Origin of the sequence: Cupriavidus pauculus (genome assembly GCF_003854935.1) — a bacterium.
GTDB classification, from domain to species: Bacteria; Pseudomonadota; Gammaproteobacteria; order Burkholderiales; family Burkholderiaceae; genus Cupriavidus; species Cupriavidus pauculus_C.
In genome coordinates this window covers 1035726-1052823 of sequence record NZ_CP033969.1, presented here as the reverse complement: position 1 = coordinate 1052823, position 17098 = coordinate 1035726, and the positions used below count along the sequence as shown (strand labels likewise).

Here is a 17098-nt window from a genome sequence, read left to right as displayed (position 1 = left end):
ATCGATCCGACCCCTATGGCAAGAACCAAGGCGCCCGATTTCGAGGCGCAACGCGAGCAGATCCTGGACCTGGCGGCGACAGCCTTTGCGGCCACGAGCTATCCGAGCACGTCGATGGCCGACCTGGCCGCCGCCTGCGGCACCTCGAAGGCGCGGCTCTACCACTACTACGAGAGCAAGGAAGCAATCCTGTTCGACCTGCTGGACCGCTACACGGGCCAGCTGATGCAGATCGTCACGGATGTGGAGCGCGACGGCGAGCGCCACGGCCGCAGCCACCGCGAGACCTTTGCCGAACTGCTGCGGGCCTTCCTGGCCGAGTATGAGACGTCGCAAACCCGCCATATCGCGCTGATCAACGACGTGAAGTTCCTGGCCGAAGCCCAGCGCAACCAGATCCTGCAGCGCGAGCGCGACGTCGTCGCCGCCTTTGCGCGGCTGCTGCAGCGGGCCTACCCCGAGCGGGTGACCGCCGACAACCAGACCGCCCTGACCATGACCGTCTTCGGCATGATCAACTGGACCTTCACGTGGCTCAAGCCCGGCGGCCGGCTATCGTACGCGGGCTTTGCCGAAATGGTGGTCGGCCTGCTCGAAAACGGCCTGGCACCCGGCGCGGCCCCGCTGGCCGCGGCCGGCCGCCCGGCCCGCTAGGACCACTCGGCCTCTTCCTGCTTGCGGCGCTGCTCGCGGTCCTGGCGGAACATTTCCTCCAGCTCGTCGCGCGCCTGCTTGGCCATCGACACCAGCTTCTTCTGGTCCTTGTAGTACGGGTAGAAGCGCTCGATGGCCTGGATGTTGTGGCGCCGGAAGCGCAGCGCCACGCCGCGCGCCTCCACGGGGTCGAAACCCAGCCCTTCCAGCACCTTGCGGCCCAGCGCCACCGAACCCTCGAACATCTCGCGCTCGTAGCTGCTGGCGTCGATGCCGCGGTCCATGAGCTGGTAGACGTGCGAGACGTGCCGCGCCCGCGTGTAGATCCGCAGTTCCGGCCAGCGGTGGCGCACCTTGTCGATCAGGGCCAGGTTGTCGTCCAGGTCCTCAATTGCCACGATCAGGATGCGCGCCTCGCCGGCGCCGGCGGCCTCCAGCAGGTCCATCCGCGTGGCATCGCCATAGAAGATCTTGAAGCCGTACTGGCGCAGGAACTCGATCTGGTCGGGATCGTGGTCCAGCACCGTCACGCCCACGCCCTGCGCGTACAGCAACCGGCCGATGATCTGGCCGAAGCGGCCGAAGCCGGCGATGATCACCGGATTGTGATGATTGGTGATCTCGTCGTCGGGCTGCTGCGACATCGCGTTCAGGCGCGGTGCCAGCAGCTTGTCGAACATCAGCAGCAGCAGCGGCGTGGCCACCATCGACAACGCCACGATCAGCACCAGCAGCGCCTCGGTGTCCTTGGGCAGCAGGCCGACCGTGCGGGCCTCGGCAAACACCACGAACGCGAACTCGCCGCCCTGCGAGATCAGCAGCCCGAACAGCAACCACTGCCCGCGCGACACGCCAAAGCGCCGCGCCAGCATCGTCAGCACCGCCGTCTTGACCAGCACGAACGCCACCACGAAGCCCACCACCTTGCCCGGCGACTGCGCCAGGATGGCGAAGTCGATCGACATGCCCACGGCCATGAAGAACAGCCCGAGCAGCAGCCCCTTGAAAGGCTCGATGTCGGCCTCCAGCGCGTGGCGGTATTCCGAATCGGCCAGCAGCACGCCGGCCACGAACGTGCCGAGCGCCATCGACAGCCCCACCGCGTCCATCATCAGCGCGATGCCTACCACCAGCAGCAGCGCGAACGCGGTGAACATCTCGCGCATGCCGGTCCGGGCGATGATCCGCAGCGCCGGCCGCACCAGGTAGCGCCCGCCCACCACCACGGCGCCGATCACGGCCACGGCCTTGGCGGCCGTCTGCCAGTTCTCCGGGCCGTGCGCGGTGGCCGCGCCGCCCGCGTCGGCCGCCAGCAGCGGCAGCAGCGCGATCATCGGAATGGCGGCAATGTCCTGGAACAGCAGGATGCCGAAGCTGGCCGCCCCGGCGCCCGTGTTCATCAGGTTGCGTTCGGCCAGCGTGGCGAACGCGATGGCCGTGGACGACAGCGCCAGGCCCAGGCCCGCCACGATCGCCACCTGCCACGGCGCGCCGAAGGCCGCCGCCACCGCCCCGATGGCCAGCGCGCAGGCGGCCATTTGCACCGACCCATACCCGAAGATGCTGCGCTTGAGCGCCTTGAGCTTGCGCGGCTCCAGTTCCAGGCCGATCACGAACATCATCAGCACGACGCCGAACTCCGAGAAATGGAGGATCGACTCGACATTGGTCACCAGCCGCAGCGCGAACGGCCCGATGGCCGCGCCGGCAATCAGGTAGCCCAGCACGGCACCAAGCTGGAAGCGGCGTGCCACCGGCACGGCCACCACGGCGGCCACCAGGAACACCAGCAGCGCGATCAGAAAGTCATGCTGGTTCATCAGGCGCCCTCCCCGGTGGCTTCCGTTTCCGGAAAGTCCTGCACGCCGGGCGGCAGCGGCGGCGCGGCCAGATGGCGCGCGACGTGTTCGATATGGAGCGCGACGGCGTCGGTATCGGCACGGTCGGCGTCATGCAGCACGATGGGCGGCATCCACGTCATGCCGCACAGCAGCGCGGTCTGTTCCAGCGGCAGCAGGAAATCGCCAATCGGATGGCCGTGGGTGCCGTCCGGGCCGTAGGCATCGGCATGGCCGCCCGTGCTGACCACGGCCAGCATCGACTTGCCACGCAGCGCGGTGCCACCGGGGCCGTAGGCCCAGCCCATCTCCAGCACGTCGTCGAGCCAGAGCTTCAGCAGCGCCGGCACGCTGTACCAGCGCACCGGAAACAGCAGCACGACCGTCTCGGCCGTCGACAGCAGGCGCTGCTCGGCCACGACGTCGATGTCGTAGTCGACATAGCGCCGGTACAGCTCGCGCACCTCGACATGGGGGAGTTCCGCCAGCGCCTCGGCCAGCGGGTGGTTGACGCGGGAGCGGCGGGGCGCGGGATGCGCATAGATCACAACAATGGGTGGCTCGTTCATCGAGGGCGGGGATTCCTGGCCGGTCGGACCGATGCCGGCGGCGGGCCGGGCCGGTGCGGCGTTGCAGCATATCCACAACACCCGCCCCAATAGCGGCCCGGCCGCGCCGGCAAGTCCATGATTATTCGGTTCTTTTTGATATGCGGCACTTTCTGGCCGCAGACGGACGGTTCTGAAGCTTACGCCAGGCTGACAATTCCACTACAATACTTTTCGCATCGCAGCAACCTAGTGTTTGCCCGAATCCGGCATTTTGCATCACAAATGCCGCATCGTCCGAAAACGAGCAGGCAGACACCGCGCCGGTGCTATTTTTATACCGATCCCGGAAGAAGGAAACCAAAGTGAACCCGCTCGAACTGAGCAAGGCCGTCGGCGCTGTCACCGACGAAGATCTTCGCCGCGCAGCCGAGGCGAGCCAGGCCAGCCAGCGCCCCACCACCCTGGTGCGGGAACTCGCGGCCCATCATCGCTCGCGCCTGCAGAAGCATTTTCTCGCCCTGGGCGAGGAAGATCGCCTGCTCCGTTTTGGCCAGTCCGTTGGCAACCACGTGATCGAAGCCTACGTCGAGAGCATCGACTTCGACCATGACTCAGTGTTCGGCGTCTATGACGAACACCTGGAACTGGTGGGCGTGGGCCACTTTGCCAACCTGCGCGACAACGCGCAGGGCCGCGTGGCGGAGTTTGGCGTGTCGGTCTCGAAGAGCGCCCGCGGGCGCGGCATCGGCAGCGCCCTGTTCCAGCGCGCCGCCATGCACGGCCGCAACACCCATGTCCGCACGCTCTACATGCACTGCCTGTCGCGCAACGCGGCGATGATGCACATCGCCAAGAAGGCCGGCATGAAGGTCCAGTACGCCTACGGCGAGGCCGATGCCTACCTGGAACTGCCGCCCGCCGACACCGTGAGCCGCCTGACCGAAGCCATCGACGAGCAGGTGGCCGACCTAGACTACCTGGTCCGCCGCAACCTGCGCGATGCCCGCCGCTTCGGCCTGCGCTTCTGGCGCTCGCTGGTGCCGCAGAAGGGCACCGCCTGACCGCCCGCCGGCCAGCCGCACCATGCAAAACGGCGCACCATCACGGTGCGCCGTTTTTCGTTTGGTGCGCGGGACGTCAGGCGGCGCCGGCCACCGGCAGGGCCGTGGTGTCCTTGATCGACTCCAGCGCGAAGCTCGACCGCACGTCGATCACCGACGGATGCGCCAGCAGCTGCTCCTGCATGAATCGCGCAAAGTGCTCCATGTCTTCCACATAGACCTTCAGCAGCAGGTCCATCTCGCCGGTCATGGCGTGGCAGGCGGCCACTTCGGGCCAGTTCTGGATCGCGGCGCGGAACAGGTCCAGCGGCGCCTTGCCCTTGGGCGTGCCGCCCTGCTTTTCCAGCCGGACGTTGATATAGGCGAGCAGCCCGAGGCCGATCTTGTTCGGCTCCAGCAGCGCGGCGTACTGGCGAATCACGCCGATTTCCTCCAGCCGGCGGATACGGCGCAGGCAGGGGCTGGGCGACAGGTTCACGCGCTCGGCCACTTCCAGATTCGTCAGCCTCCCATTGGTCTGCAGGACCTCCAGTATTTTCCGGTCGATTTTGTCCAGCTCCACCTTGCTCACGTTTTGTTGCTCCGCAATATGTTTGTCGGCAATTTTTTTGCGCAAATTTAGCAAGTCGTGCACAAGTCCGCAATTTATTTCATGTAAGGACAAGTACGGTGGGCATATGCGGCGGGCGCATGCATCACGTGCAAAGAGGCAAGGATGGTGCCAGCCAACGAAAAAACGCGGCCCGGAGGCCGCGTTCGTGAGCGCTTGCGCGCCGGCTTAGTTGCCGCTGGTCGACGGGACCGCCGGCGCCGAGGCACCGCCCGGGCCGCGACGTTCCATGCGGTCCATCCGGTCCTTGTGCATCTTCTGCATGTCGGACTGGATCTCGGCCATCGTCACCTTGCCGTCGCGGTTGGCGTCAAGCTTGTCGAACCGGTTGGCCATGCGCGGGAAGGCCGTCTTGAACTCGTCGCGGGTCAGCGCGCCGTCGTTGTTCTTGTCGGCCGCCTTGAACTTGGCGTCGAACTCGGCCTTCATCTTGGACCGGCGCTGTTCCCACTGCGTCTTGCGGTAGGCCGCCATTTCCGACTTGTCCAGCTTGCCGTCGCGGTTGGTGTCGATCTTGTTGAACAGAGCGTCGGCTTCGGCCTTCGAGATGGCGCCATCGCCGTCGGTGTCCACCGACTTCATCCACATCTTGCCGCCGCCATGGTGGCCGTGCTCGCCGGGACCGCCCATGCGGTGGTGCGGGGCGGTATCGCCCTGCGTGGCGCCGGGCGCGGCCGGTGCGGGGGCCGGGCTGGTCTGGGCGAAGGCGGCGCCGGCCGCGACGACCATGGCCGAGGCCACGACAAAGCTCTTGAGGATGTGCGTCTTTTGGGTGCGTTGCATGTCCGTGCTCCTTTTCATGACGTTGGGCATGTACGGATTAGAACGCAGCGCCCCCGTCAGAGTTGGCATTTTTAATACGTTGTTACGGGGCTCACAGATTCGACTCCCGCGCTGAACACACGTAAGACAGTCAAATATTGCGCAACGCTTTGAAACGCGGATTTTTACGATTGGATCAGTCGCGCGGAATCTGGTTCTCGCCCGATCCGCCCGCGTGAGGCTCCTGCGCTGGCGGCGCAGCCAGCACCGGCGCCGGCATGGGCGTCGACAGCGGCGCGGCCGCGCCGGCCGGCGGCGGGGCCGGCAGACTGCCAGGCCCGCCCGCCGCCGCGTTCTGCAGCGGCAGCGCGATTTCCTGACGCACGCCATTGCGTTCGATCACGACCGTGCGGCCGTGGATTTCCACCAGTTGGATCTGCGGCGACAGCGTGGCGCCGACGCGCACGGCCTTCGGCGGGCCGCCATCGAGCGACACGATCGCCGCGGCCGGGCCGGCGCCGCTGACGGTCGCCACCACGCCAATCACCTGCACGTCGCGCACGCCCGGCTGGGCGCTGCCGCCGAACAGCGTAGCTGTGGCGCCGGTCTCCACGGCTTCGGTCTGCGCCACGCGCGCCGATTCGGGTACGGGAATCGTCCGCATCGCGCCGAAGCCCAGCACCCAATGCGTCACCAGCGCGCACAGTGCAACAAACAACAACAGACTGGCTGCGCGCGGCAGCCAGAGGGCGGTCAGGTCAAGACGGAAGGCAGGCCGGGTGAGAGTGGGCACGAACGTACGCCGGGCGGCGGAAGCAGGAGACCGCCAAGCGTACCAGACGGATGCGACGATTGTCTGTCAGTCGTGCTGCGCCGCCCGGCCGGCGCGGGGCCAGCTCAGAGCAGATCGTCGAGCAGGTCCGGGCCGAACACTTCACGGTGGATATGGCCCACGGGAATGCCGGCGCCGATCAGCGCATGGCGCTGGGCCTGCATGAACCCCAGCGGGCCGCACAGGTAGAAGCGGGCATCGTTGAACGCCGACGTTTCCTGAGCCTGCAGCAGCGACGCGATCGGCATGGTCCCGGCGTGGTCGTAGTCGGCACCGGCGACATCGGCCGCCAGCGGCGCCTCGTAGCTGATGTGGGTACGCAGGTTGGGCATCCGCGCGCGGGCCCAGGCCACGTCGCCCCGATGCGCATGGTGCTGGCCGTGGCGCGCGGCGTGCGCGAAGAGTACCGGCCGATGCGGATTCTCGCGGGCCAGCGTGCGCAGCACCGACACCATCGGCGTGACGCCGATACCGGCCGACATCAGCACGATCGGCCGGCGTCCGTCGATTTCCGGCGCAAAGTCGCCCCACGGCGTGCTCACGTTCAGCGTGGTGTCGACGTGGGCATGGTCGTGCAGCCAGTTCGACACCGCGCCGGCCGGCGTCTCGGCGTTGCCGGGCTCGCGCTTGACCGAAATGCGCCACGTCGGCAGCCCGCGCTCGCCGGACAACGAGTACTGGCGAAGCTGGCGGTACCCGTCGGCCAGCACGGCCTCGACGCTGATGTACTGCCCCGGCGCGAAGTCGCGCAGCGGCGACCCGTCGGCCGCAGCCAGCGTCAGCGCCACCACGTGCTCGCCCTCTTCCTCGCGCTGCACCACGCGCACGCGCTGCAGCTCGCCCGCCTTGACGTTGTGGCGGTCATAGAGCCGCGCCTCGGCCGCGATCAGCTCGCCGGCCAGCAGCCAGTAGGCTTCGTCCCAGGCGGCCAGCAACGGCGGCGTGGCGGCGGCGCCCAGCACCGCGGCAATCGCTTCCAGCAGGTACTTGCCGACGATCGGATAGTGCGCCGGCGTCAGGCCCACGGCCACGTGCTTGTGGACGATGCGCTCCACCACCGGCGCCAGCACGTCGGCGCGGTCGATGTTGGCGGCATAGGCGAACACGGCCGACGCCAGCGACTGCTGCTGCGATCCATTGGCCTGGTTGCCCATGTTGAACAGGTTCTTCAGCTCGGGCCGGGCCGCGAACATCTCGCGGTAGAAATGGGTGGTAATGGCAAGGCCGTGCTCGCGCAGCACGGGGACGCTGGCATCGATATAGGGGCGGGAAGCAGCGGACAACATCAGAAAGGACTCCTTGTTATTTCATGCATCTTGTATGCATGTTTTCTCGCACAATAAAACCGGCGGCTGCCTGCGGCGGGGTCTTGCCCCGTCCTCAAGCCGCGCGCCGGCTCAGGAAATCGCGATGCAGGTTGATGATCGACTCTGCCGTGCGGCTGTTGCCGGACACATCGTCCAGCGTCACGCCGTCCAGCGCCTGGTAGAACGCCTCCTCCGCCTGGTCCAGCGCGCGCTTGAGCCGGCAATTGCCGTGCAGCGCGCACGCGGGTTCGGAGCAGTCGATGATCGACTTGTGGCCTTCCAGCTCGCGCAGGATCGTTCCGATCGACAGCTTGCCGGCGCCGGGGCCCATCTGCAGGCCGCCATGGCGCCCGCGCGTGGCCGAGATCCAGCCCAGCTTCGACAGCCGCGCCGCCACCTTGACAAGGTGGTTGTGCGAAATGTCGAATTGCTGGCCTACCTCGGCGATCGTGATGGGCCGGGTGCCGTCGCCGCGCGAGACATACATCAGCAGGCGCAGCGCGTAGTCGGAGAATCGGGTCAGTTGCATCTTGACGGGAATCATAGTTAACGTGCATCTGCAATGCAAGATTTTTGTTGCAATTGCACATGGCTGCGGCGGCACCGGCACGCCCATGGCCGGATTGCGGCACCTGCGCCGCTCCCGGCACACCAAATGGTCATGAGACGAGGGTTATACTCTCCCACCATATCGTCCACTCCTGACATCAAGGCATACCAACCGATGCGCAGAACCGTCCTCCAGCCTTCCGCCATGCAGAACGCTCCCCGCCGCCGCGCCCGTGGCTTCACGCTGATCGAGATCATGGTCGTGATCGTGATCCTGGGCGTGCTCGCGGCGCTGGTCGTGCCGAAGATCATGAGCCGCCCCGACGAGGCCCGCATCGTGGCCGCGCGCCAGGACATCTCGTCGATCATGCAGGCGCTGAAGCTGTACCGCCTGGACAATGGCCGCTATCCCACCACCGAGCAGGGCCTGGCCGCGCTGGTCAGCAAGCCCACCACCGAGCCGGTGCCGAACAACTGGAAGGGCGGCGGCTACCTGGAAAAGCTGCCGAAAGACCCGTGGGGCCACCCGTACCAGTACCTGAACCCCGGTGTGCGCGGCGAGATCGACGTCTTCAGCCTGGCCGCCGACGGGCAGGCCGGCGGCAGCGGCAACGACGCCGACATCGGCAACTGGGAATAAGCGCCCACTTTCCTCATGATGCCGGCGACGCCGCGCGGCCAGGCCGCCTTTCTCCAGCGTCGCCGGCCGCGCGGCTTCACGCTGCTCGAACTGCTGGTGGTCATGGTGATCGCCGGCATCGTCATTTCCCTGGTGGCCGTCAACGCCACGCCCAACGACCGCGGCCGTGTGCTCGATGACGGCCAGCGCATCGCCCGCCTGTTCGAACTCGCCCAGGAAGACGCACAGCTAGGCGCCCGGCCGCTGGCCTGGGAAGGCGACGCCACGGGATGGCGCTTTCTGGAATCCACGCCGCAGGGCTGGGTGCCGCTGCGCACCGACGTCTTTGCGCCAGGCCGCTGGCGCATTCCGCTGGACGGCGCCGTGATAGTCCAGGGCGGCCGCCAGCCTGGCAACGGCCCCGTGCGCCTGATCTTCGGCCGTGAACTGATCGACGAACCGCAGCGGCTGGTGCTCACCCGCGGCGACATCCGCGTGGATGTGGCCGGCGACGGCAGCGGCCGCTACGTGGCCACGGTGACGCAATGAGTCGGCGCCCCCGCCCGGCCCCGGCCGGCTTCACGCTGATCGAGGTACTGGTGGCGCTGACCATCCTGGCCGTCGCGCTGACCGCCGCCATGCGCGCGATGGGGTCGATGACCGAGTCCAGCGCGTCGCTGCAGCAGCGCATGCTGGCCGAGTTCAGCGCCGAGAACCACCTGGCCACGCTGCGGCTGTCCAAGACCTGGCCCGAACCGGGCACGCGCGGCTACGACTGCCCGCAGGGCGGCGTGGCGCTGTGGTGCGAGGAATCGATCTCGGGCACGCCCAACCCGTCGTTCCGGCGCGTCGAGATCGCCGTGTATCCATCGGCCACCAACAAGTCGGTACGGCTGGCGTGGCTGGTGACGCTGGTGCCCAATGAATCCCGCAATGTCCTCTGAGCGCCGCCTCCGCCGCGCCCGCCCGCGCGGCTTCACGCTGCTGGAGATGCTGGTGGCCATCACGCTGCTGGCGGTGATGGCCGTCATCGGCTGGCGCGCGCTCGATTCCCTGACCCGCACGCGCGAGCGGCTGATCGACCACGACGCCCGGCTCGACGCGCTCAAGGTCCTCTACGGCCAGTTCCAGTCCGATTGCGAACACCTGGCGCAGCCCGCGCAACTGCAGGCCAGCCCGGTCGAGATCGCTCCGAACCAGTTGCTGATGGTGCGCGACCGCCGCGACGAAGGCCAGCCGCCGACGTGGCAGGTGGTGGCGTACCGGCTCGACGGCGACACCGTGGTGCGCGTGGCCAGCCGCGCCGCCATTTCCCGCAACGACGTGCAAAGCGCGCTGCTGGCGCTGCGGCAGGCCGGCAGCACCGGCGTGCAGGTGCGGCCGCTGCTGGGCCAGGCCGACCAGCTTTCGGCCCGCGCCTGGGTGGAGCCGGTGGGCTGGGTGGTCGACAGCAACCGCGTGCGCACGGCGCTGGTGCAGGGCAACGCGGCGGCCAGCGCGGCGGCGGCGGCCGCCCAGGCCACCGGCGCCAGCGACGCGCAGGCATCGACCTTTTCTGACGCCGTGTCGCTGCGCGCGGTGGAACTGACCGTGCTGGCCCGGATGGGCGACGGCGACACGCCGCGCCAGTTCCAGAAAGTCTGCATGACGGGGATGTGATGACGCGCGCCACCCGCTTCCGCCCACTGTCGCGCCAGCACGGCGCCGCCGTGGTCACCGCGCTGCTGATGGTGACGCTGGCCGTGGTCGTGGTCTCGGGCATGCTCTGGCGCCAGCAGGTGCAGATCCGCTCCATCGAGAACCAGCGCCTGGTGGCCCAGGCCGCGTGGATCGAGAAGGCGGCCGTCGACTGGTCGCGGCTGATCCTGCGCGACGACCAGCGCCGCTCGCAGGTCGACTACCTGGGCGAGCCGTGGTCAGTGCCCGTGGCCGAAACCCGGCTGTCCGACTTCCTGGGCGCCGGCGTCAGCACGGCCGAAGGCGGCGAGACGTCGTTCGTCTCGGGCCGGATCCTCGACGCCCAGGCGCGCTTCAACCTGACCAACCTCTATGAATGGCAGGCCGACGCCACGGGGCGGGTCGTCAACGTCAATCCCGTCAGCCTCGCGGCCTTCCGGCGCCTGCTTCAAACGCTCGGCATGAACGCCGGGCTGGCGGAGCCCACGGCGCAGTATTTCCTGCGCGCCGCGCGCGGCGTATCGACGAACGGCCAGCCGGCGCCCCGCCCGCCCGACAGCATCGAGGACCTGCTGGCCATCCCCGGCTACACCCCGGCGATGATCGCGGTGCTGGAGCCGTTTGTCACGGTGCTGCCGGAGCGCACGCTGGTCAACGCCAATACCGCCGAGGCCGAGGTGCTGGCGGCGGTGATCGACAAGCTGCCGATCGACCGCGCGCGCGAGCTGGTGCGCCAGCGGGACCGCAGCTACTTCCGGAATACGGGCGACATCACCAACCAGCTCCGTGGCATCGCCCCGCAGGCGGACGCTTCCGCGGGCACCGTGGATGTAAAAACCCGCTACTTCCTGATCTACGGCCTGGTGCGGCACGACCGGGCGCGGCGGCTCAAGGTGTCGCTGGTCTACCGGCCGGACGTGGTGGGCAGCGGCAGCAGTACGCGCATCGTCTGGGTACGCGACGCCGACGCCATGCCCGCGCAACGCTGAAACGCCGCCGGGCCGCAAGCCGGTTTTTGCCCCGATGCGTGTCGGCGTCATCCTTCCGCAGAATCAGATGGGTAGCTATTGACGCGGTTAAGTCACACAGGCAAGGTATGCTGCTGCACCGAGCCCGGCCCACCGCGGCACCCTGCCGCGCGCCACCGTGGCGCCCGCCCAGGACGGCATTCCGGGGCCCATCGCAGCTCCCAGGCGCCTCCAGCGCGACTTCGCCACTGATAACAGGGAAATCTTGAGTACCACGCTCTACGTCCGCCTGCCGCACCGGCCGCATGACCAGCCGCAACCGTGGCAGTTTGGCGCGATGCCGTTTGCGCTGGTACGGGCTTCCGCCGAGAAAAGCCGGCCCGGCGCCACGCCGCCGGCGCCCGAGCTGTTGCGCGAAGGCCACGGACTGCCCGCCGACATGCCCGCCGCGGACCGCCTGGTCCTGATCGTCGCCGCCAGCGACGTGCTGCTGACCGCCGCGATGGTCCCGCCGCTGCCGCCGGCCCGCCTGCGGCTGGCGCTGCCGAACCTGATCGAAGACGTGCTGGCCACCGACGCCGCGCCCTGCCACATCGCGCTGGGCCCCGCGCTGGACCCGTCCGCCCCGGCGCGCGGCCCGCGCCGCCGCCTGCTGATGGTGACCGACCGCGCCTGGCTGCGCGCCGCGCTGGACCAGTTCGCCGAACACAAGCACCGCCGCCGCAGCGTGCTGCCCGCGCAGCTTTGCCTGCCGCTGGCCGAAGCGGAAGCCGAACCCGAACCCGAAGCCGAGACCCCGGCTGCGGCCGAATTGCCCGAACCGGCCCTGGCCGAAGGCGCCGCGCCCACGCTGGCCCAAGGCGCCGAGCCGGCGCCCGCCCCGGCCGTGCCGCAGGCGCCCGTGGTGCCGGACGAACCGGTACCGGCCGCCACGCTGGTCGTGGAAGCCGCCGCGTCGGCACTGGCCCCGTCGGCCGGACTACTCGACGCCGCCGCGCCCCCGCCCGCCGCCGCCGAATCGGCCCGGCTGTGGCAGCTCACGGTCCGCACCGGCCCCTACGACGGCTACGGCCTGCTGCTCAACGACCAGGCGCTGGCCGCGTGGCAGGCCCTGGCCCCGGCCGGCGAATGGCACGGCGACAAGGCGGCCCTGGCCCACGCGCCCGTGCCGGCGCTGCGCAACCAGCGCCGCATCGCGCGGGCATCGCGGATTTCCGAAGACTGGCGCATCTGGCTGGCCGGCGCCGAAGCCTGCCTGCGCGAGCCGCAGGTCGACCTGGCCCAGTTCGAATTCGCCCAGGGCACGATGGACCGCTGGAACCTGCTGGCCTGGCGCCTGCCGGTGGCACTGGCCGTGGCGCTGGTGCTGGTCCAGATCATCGGCATGAACGCCCAGTGGCTGATGTTGCGCCAGGAATCGCGGCGCATCGAGGCCGCCCAGGTCGACATCCTGCACACCGCCTTTCCGAACGTCCCGCCCGTGGCCGAGCCGCCGCTGCTGATGCGCCGCCAGATCGAACAGCTTCGCACCGCCAGCGGCCGCAGCACGCCGGGCGATTTCCTGCCGCTGGCCGATGGCTTCGCGCGCGCCGCGCAGAGCCTGCCGCCGGACGCGCTGCTGCAGCTCGACTACCGTGCCGGCACGCTCTACGTCGCGCTCAAGGCCGGCACCAACACCAACGCCCTGCGCAGCGCCGTGCGGCAGGCGGGCCTACAGATGGAAGAAGACAAGACGCCACCCGACGCCGCCGTCCGCGCGGGCGGGGCTCCCACACCGCCGGGATCGCGCTGGACGATCCGCAGCGAATCGCGCGCCGAAGGCAAGGCGCCGGGCAGGGCCGCATCATGACGCCCGCCAAGCCCACCAACCCCGCAAAGCCTGCCGCCCGGCCCGCCGGCAACAGCCCGGCCGCCCGGCTGGCCCGCCTGCGGCCGCGCGTGCCGCCCGCCTGGCGCGAGCGGTTTGACACCTTCTGGAACGCCCGCAACCCGCGCGAGCAGGCCATCCTGGGCGGCGGCACGGTCGTGCTGGTCCTGGTATTCGGCTACCTCGTGCTCTGGGAGCCGGCCGCCACGGGCCGCGACCGCCTGATCCGCAACCTGCCCGCCCAGCGTGCGGACCTGGCCGAAATGGAAACGCTGGCGCAGGAAGCGCGCGGCCTGCAGGCCAGTCCGGCACCGTCGCTACGCGGCGATGCGCTGACGCAGGCGCTGCAGGACAACCTGGACCAGCACGGCCTGAAGGCCACGCGGCTGGCCGCCACCGGCGACAACGCCGTGCAGGTCCAGCTGGACAAGGTGCCGTTCGGCGCCGTGGCAAGCTGGCTGCAGGACGTGCGCGCGCAGCAGCGCCTCAAGGTGACCGACGCGCGCATCAGCTATGTTGGCGCCACGGCGCTGGTCAACGTCACGGCGACGCTGCAGGGCCCCGGTGCCGGCGGCCGCAACTGATGGCGCGGCTCGAAGCACTGCGCCTGCCCCGCCGGCAAGCCCGCGCGTCGCGCGGCTGGCAGTGGCTGCGCTGGGCGATACTGGGCGTCGCGACGGTAGCGGTGACCGTGGTGGCATCGATGCCGGCCACGTGGATGGCGGACCGCATCGCCACCGAAACCGGCCGGCGCGTGCTGCTGGCCGACGCGGCGGGCACGCTCTGGCACGGCAGCGCCACGCTGGCGCTGTCGGCGGGCACGGGCAGCCAGACGGCCACCGTCCTGCCGGGCCGGCTCACGTGGGACGTGGCGTTCTGGCCGATGCTGGCCGGCACGCTGCGCATCGTGCTGGAACAGGACATGGCGATGGCCGCACCCGTGACGGTGGCGGCCACGCCGGCCGGCTGGACCGTGCAGCCGGGCAGCATCCGGCTGCCGGCGTCGCTGCTGGAAGGCATCGGCGCGCCGTTCAACACGCTGCGCCCGGACGGCACGATGCGCGTGGACTGGTCCGCGCTGCAGGGCAAGTTCGCCGGCAACCAGAAATTCGGACATCTGACGCTGCAGCTCGACCAGATGTCCGCGGCGGTGAGCCGCCTGCGCCCGCTGGGCAGCTATCGCGCGGAGGTCGACCTGACCGGCGCCGATGGCAAGCTGCAACTGAGCACCACGGCCGGGCCGCTGCACCTGGAGGGCAGCGGCACCCTTGGCCGGCAGTCCCGCTTCGAGGGCACGGCGCACGCCGACCCCGAGGCGGCCACCCAGCTTGCGGGCCTGCTGAGCCTGCTGGGACGAACAGAAAACAACGTGACAAGGCTGCGCTTCTGATTGCCGAAGCTGCCGAAGCCCAAGCCTGGAACCGATGATGACCACGCAATCCACCCACCGACTTGTCCGAACCGCCTGCGCCCGCGCCACGGCGCTGCTGTGCACCCTGTCCCTGCTGTCGCCGGCCCTGGCCTGGGCACAGCCGCAGCAGCCGGTGCCGCAACCGAACGACATCACGCCGCGCAACCGCGACCAGGTGGTGCTGAACTTCGTCAACGCCGACCTGGAATCGGTCGTCAAGGCGGTGGGCCAGGCCACGGGCAAGAATTTCGTGATCGACCCGCGCGTGAAGGGCACCGTGAACCTGGTGACCGAGCAGCCGGTGTCGCGCGCCCAGGCGCTGGAAACGCTCGGTTCGGTGCTGCGCATGCAGGGCTACGCGATGGTCGAGTCGAACGGGTTCACCAAGGTCGTGCCGGAGGCCGATGCCAAGCTGCAGGGCTCGCCCACGGTGATCGGCGGCGGCGCCGGCCGGGGTGACCAGGTGGTGACGCAGGTGTTCCGCCTGAACTACGAGTCGGCCAACAACCTGGTACCCGTGCTGCGGCCGATGATTGCGCCGAACAACACGATTACCGCCTACCCGGCCAACAACACGCTGGTCATTACCGACTACGCCGACAACCTGCGCCGCCTGGCCCGCATCATCGCGGCCGTGGACGCGCCGGCGTCGGGCGAGGTGGAATTGATCCCGCTCAAGAATGCCGTGGCCAGCGACGCTGCCGTGGTGCTGCAGAAGCTGCTGGACCCGTCGGCGGCCGGCGGTGCCGGCGGGGGCGCGGGCGCGACCGATGCGTCGCTGCGGACCACCGTGGTGGCCGAGCCGCGTAGCAATTCGCTGATGATCCGCGCCACGAGCCGTGCGCGCGTGCAGCAGGCACGCCAGTTGATCGAGAAGATCGACCAGCCGTTCGCGCGGCCCGGCAACATCTGGGTGGTGCCGCTCAAGAACGCCGACGCCGTGAAGCTGGCCGCCACGCTGCGCGCGATCGTCGCGGCCGACAGCTCGTTCGCCAGCACGGCCCAGCCCGGCCAGGCCGGCGCCACCAGCGCCACCACGGGCACGTTCCAGAACACGGGCACGCAGCAGGCGGGCCAGTACTCGGGCGGCACCACGGGCTACAACCGCAGCGGATCGTCGTCGTCCTCGGGCTTCGGCAGCGGCACGGGCTCCAACGCGTTCTCGGCGTCGTTCGCGGTCAACCAGCAGCCGACCACGGGCGGCACGATCCAGGCCGACCAGTCGACCAACTCGCTGATCATCACCGCCAGCGAGCCGGTCTACCGCAACCTGCGCGTCGTGATCGACGACCTGGACGCGCGCCGCGCGCAGGTCTACATCGAGACGATGATCGTCGAGGTCACGGCTACCCAGGCGCAGCAGCTTGGCATCCAGTGGCAGGGCATCGTCAACCAGGCCGGCAACACGATTGGCGTGGCCGGCACGAACTTCGGCACCGGCGGCCAGAACATCCTGAACCTGACGCTGGCCGGCCTGCTGTACCGGAACAACAACACGGCCGGCATTGCCGCCGCGCAGCAGCTCGTGCCGGACATCGGCGGGCTGAACATCGGCGTGGTCAACCGGTCGTCGGGCCTGGGCGCGCTGATCAGCGCGCTGGGCACCAACGACAGCGTGAACCTGCTGTCGACGCCGAACCTGATCACGCTGGAGAACGAGGAAGCCAAGATCCTGATCGGCCAGAACATTCCGATCACGACCGGCTCGTACGCGCAGACGGGCAGCACGTCGACGGTATCGCCGTTCCAGACCTTCGACCGCAAGGACGTCGGCATCACGCTACGGGTGCGCCCGCAGATCACCGAAGGCGGCCAGGTCAAGATGCAGATCTACCAGGAGTCGTCGTCGGTGGTGGCCAGCACGGCCACGCTGATCCAGGGGCCGACCACCAACGTGCGGTCGATCGAGACCAACGTGCTGGTGGACGACGGCCAGATCATCGTGCTGGGCGGCCTGATCGAGGACAGCTACGGCGACGGCGTGCAGAAGGTGCCGCTGCTGGGCGACATTCCCTACCTGGGTTCGCTGTTCCGCTACGAGAACAAGAACCGCCGGAAGACCAACCTGCTGGTGTTCCTGCGGCCGTACGTGATGCGCACGGCCGGCGCGACCGACCGCCTGACGCAGGACCGCTACGAGTACATCCGCGGCCAGCAGCAGGGCTTCGTGTCGCCTAACATGGTCGTACGCGACAAGGACACGCCGGTGCTGCCGCCGGCCGACGCGCCGTCGGCGCCGTTCGTCGATCCGCGCTACAACGGGCCGGTGCAGGCACCGCTGCCGCTGGACCCGACGCTGCCGGCCGCGCCCGCACCGCAGCCGGCGCCGCAGGTGCCGCCGCGTCCGCTGTCGCTCAACGACGGGGCAGCCGTCCAGCGCCCGCAGGGCTGA

Annotated in this window: 18 protein-coding genes; 11 read left to right on the top strand and 7 right to left on the bottom strand. The window is 69.2% G+C overall.

The features are described 5' to 3' along the window. The first annotated feature begins 15 nt into the window (after nucleotides 1–15). Complete coding sequence (locus EHF44_RS06495; protein WP_124683001.1) at nucleotides 16–654, top strand: TetR/AcrR family transcriptional regulator; 639 nt, start codon at nucleotides 16–18, stop codon at nucleotides 652–654. Here EHF44_RS06495 and kefC read toward each other — a convergent pair. Together kefC and EHF44_RS06485 are read right to left on the bottom strand one after the other, a co-directional pair. Then, nucleotides 651–2474 (bottom strand): glutathione-regulated potassium-efflux system protein KefC, encoded by a 1824-nt coding sequence (kefC, locus tag EHF44_RS06490; protein ID WP_124683000.1) that lies wholly within the window; start codon nucleotides 2472–2474, stop codon nucleotides 651–653. The two genes, EHF44_RS06495 and kefC, sit on opposite strands and share 4 nt — an antisense overlap. Further along, nucleotides 2474–3061, bottom strand: coding sequence for an NAD(P)H-dependent oxidoreductase (locus tag EHF44_RS06485; protein ID WP_124682999.1), 588 nt, complete (start codon nucleotides 3059–3061; stop codon nucleotides 2474–2476). Before EHF44_RS06485 ends, kefC begins: the two co-directional genes overlap by 1 nt. Nucleotides 3062–3405: 344 nt before the next feature. Between EHF44_RS06485 and EHF44_RS06480 the strand changes: the two genes are divergently transcribed. Then, a complete protein-coding gene (locus tag EHF44_RS06480; RefSeq protein ID WP_124682998.1) occupies nucleotides 3406–4104 on the top strand; it encodes a GNAT family N-acetyltransferase in 699 nt (232 codons plus the stop codon). 76 nt (nucleotides 4105–4180) lie between these two features. Here EHF44_RS06480 and EHF44_RS06475 read toward each other — a convergent pair whose 3' ends face one another. The 5 genes from EHF44_RS06475 to EHF44_RS06455 form a co-directional block, all read right to left on the bottom strand. Beyond that, nucleotides 4181–4675 carry an Lrp/AsnC family transcriptional regulator gene (locus tag EHF44_RS06475; protein ID WP_124682997.1) on the bottom strand — a complete coding sequence of 165 codons (495 nt, stop codon included), beginning with the start codon at nucleotides 4673–4675 and terminating at the stop codon, nucleotides 4181–4183. Between the two features lie 207 nt (nucleotides 4676–4882). Next, nucleotides 4883–5497 carry an EF-hand domain-containing protein gene (locus tag EHF44_RS06470; protein WP_124682996.1) on the bottom strand — a complete coding sequence of 205 codons (615 nt, stop codon included), beginning with the start codon at nucleotides 5495–5497 and terminating at the stop codon, nucleotides 4883–4885. Between the two features lie 175 nt (nucleotides 5498–5672). Beyond that, nucleotides 5673–6269, bottom strand: coding sequence for a type II secretion system protein N (locus tag EHF44_RS06465; protein ID WP_409559010.1), 597 nt, complete (start codon nucleotides 6267–6269; stop codon nucleotides 5673–5675). Between the two features lie 104 nt (nucleotides 6270–6373). Then, entirely contained in the window at nucleotides 6374–7594 is a 1221-nt protein-coding gene (locus EHF44_RS06460) for a globin domain-containing protein (RefSeq protein WP_124682995.1), read from the bottom strand. Nucleotides 7595–7688: 94 nt separating this feature from the next. Then, the gene (locus EHF44_RS06455) at nucleotides 7689–8144 is read right to left on the bottom strand and encodes an RrF2 family transcriptional regulator (protein ID WP_172966020.1); all 456 of its coding nucleotides are present in this window, start codon (nucleotides 8142–8144) and stop codon (nucleotides 7689–7691) included. A 225-nt stretch (nucleotides 8145–8369) separates the two neighbouring features. Here EHF44_RS06455 and gspG point away from each other — a divergent pair, with 225 nt between their 5' ends. The 9 genes from gspG to gspD all read left to right on the top strand — a co-directional run bounded on the left by gspG (nucleotide 8370) and on the right by gspD (nucleotide 17098). After that, nucleotides 8370–8804: a type II secretion system major pseudopilin GspG gene (gene gspG, locus EHF44_RS06450; RefSeq protein WP_172966019.1), complete on the top strand. Its 435-nt coding sequence runs from the start codon at nucleotides 8370–8372 to the stop codon at nucleotides 8802–8804. A gap of 18 nt (nucleotides 8805–8822) precedes the next feature. Next, complete coding sequence (locus EHF44_RS06445) at nucleotides 8823–9332, top strand: prepilin-type N-terminal cleavage/methylation domain-containing protein (protein ID WP_124685017.1); 510 nt, start codon at nucleotides 8823–8825, stop codon at nucleotides 9330–9332. Further along, entirely contained in the window at nucleotides 9329–9727 is a 399-nt protein-coding gene (gspI, locus tag EHF44_RS06440) for a type II secretion system minor pseudopilin GspI (protein WP_124682992.1), read from the top strand. Before EHF44_RS06445 ends, gspI begins: the two co-directional genes overlap by 4 nt. Next, nucleotides 9717–10442: a PulJ/GspJ family protein gene (locus tag EHF44_RS06435; protein ID WP_124682991.1), complete on the top strand. Its 726-nt coding sequence runs from the start codon at nucleotides 9717–9719 to the stop codon at nucleotides 10440–10442. Before gspI ends, EHF44_RS06435 begins: the two co-directional genes overlap by 11 nt. Next, entirely contained in the window at nucleotides 10442–11449 is a 1008-nt protein-coding gene (gspK, locus tag EHF44_RS06430) for a type II secretion system minor pseudopilin GspK (RefSeq protein WP_124682990.1), read from the top strand. Before EHF44_RS06435 ends, gspK begins: the two co-directional genes overlap by 1 nt. A 244-nt stretch (nucleotides 11450–11693) precedes the next feature. After that, complete coding sequence (gspL, locus tag EHF44_RS06425; RefSeq protein ID WP_124682989.1) at nucleotides 11694–13277, top strand: type II secretion system protein GspL; 1584 nt, start codon at nucleotides 11694–11696, stop codon at nucleotides 13275–13277. Next, nucleotides 13274–13879: a type II secretion system protein M gene (locus EHF44_RS06420; protein ID WP_124682988.1), complete on the top strand. Its 606-nt coding sequence runs from the start codon at nucleotides 13274–13276 to the stop codon at nucleotides 13877–13879. Before gspL ends, EHF44_RS06420 begins: the two co-directional genes overlap by 4 nt. Further along, entirely contained in the window at nucleotides 13879–14685 is an 807-nt protein-coding gene (locus tag EHF44_RS06415) for a type II secretion system protein N (RefSeq protein ID WP_124682987.1), read from the top strand. Before EHF44_RS06420 ends, EHF44_RS06415 begins: the two co-directional genes overlap by 1 nt. A 37-nt stretch (nucleotides 14686–14722) precedes the next feature. Then, nucleotides 14723–17098 (top strand): type II secretion system secretin GspD, encoded by a 2376-nt coding sequence (gene gspD / locus EHF44_RS06410; RefSeq protein WP_124685016.1) that lies wholly within the window; start codon nucleotides 14723–14725, stop codon nucleotides 17096–17098.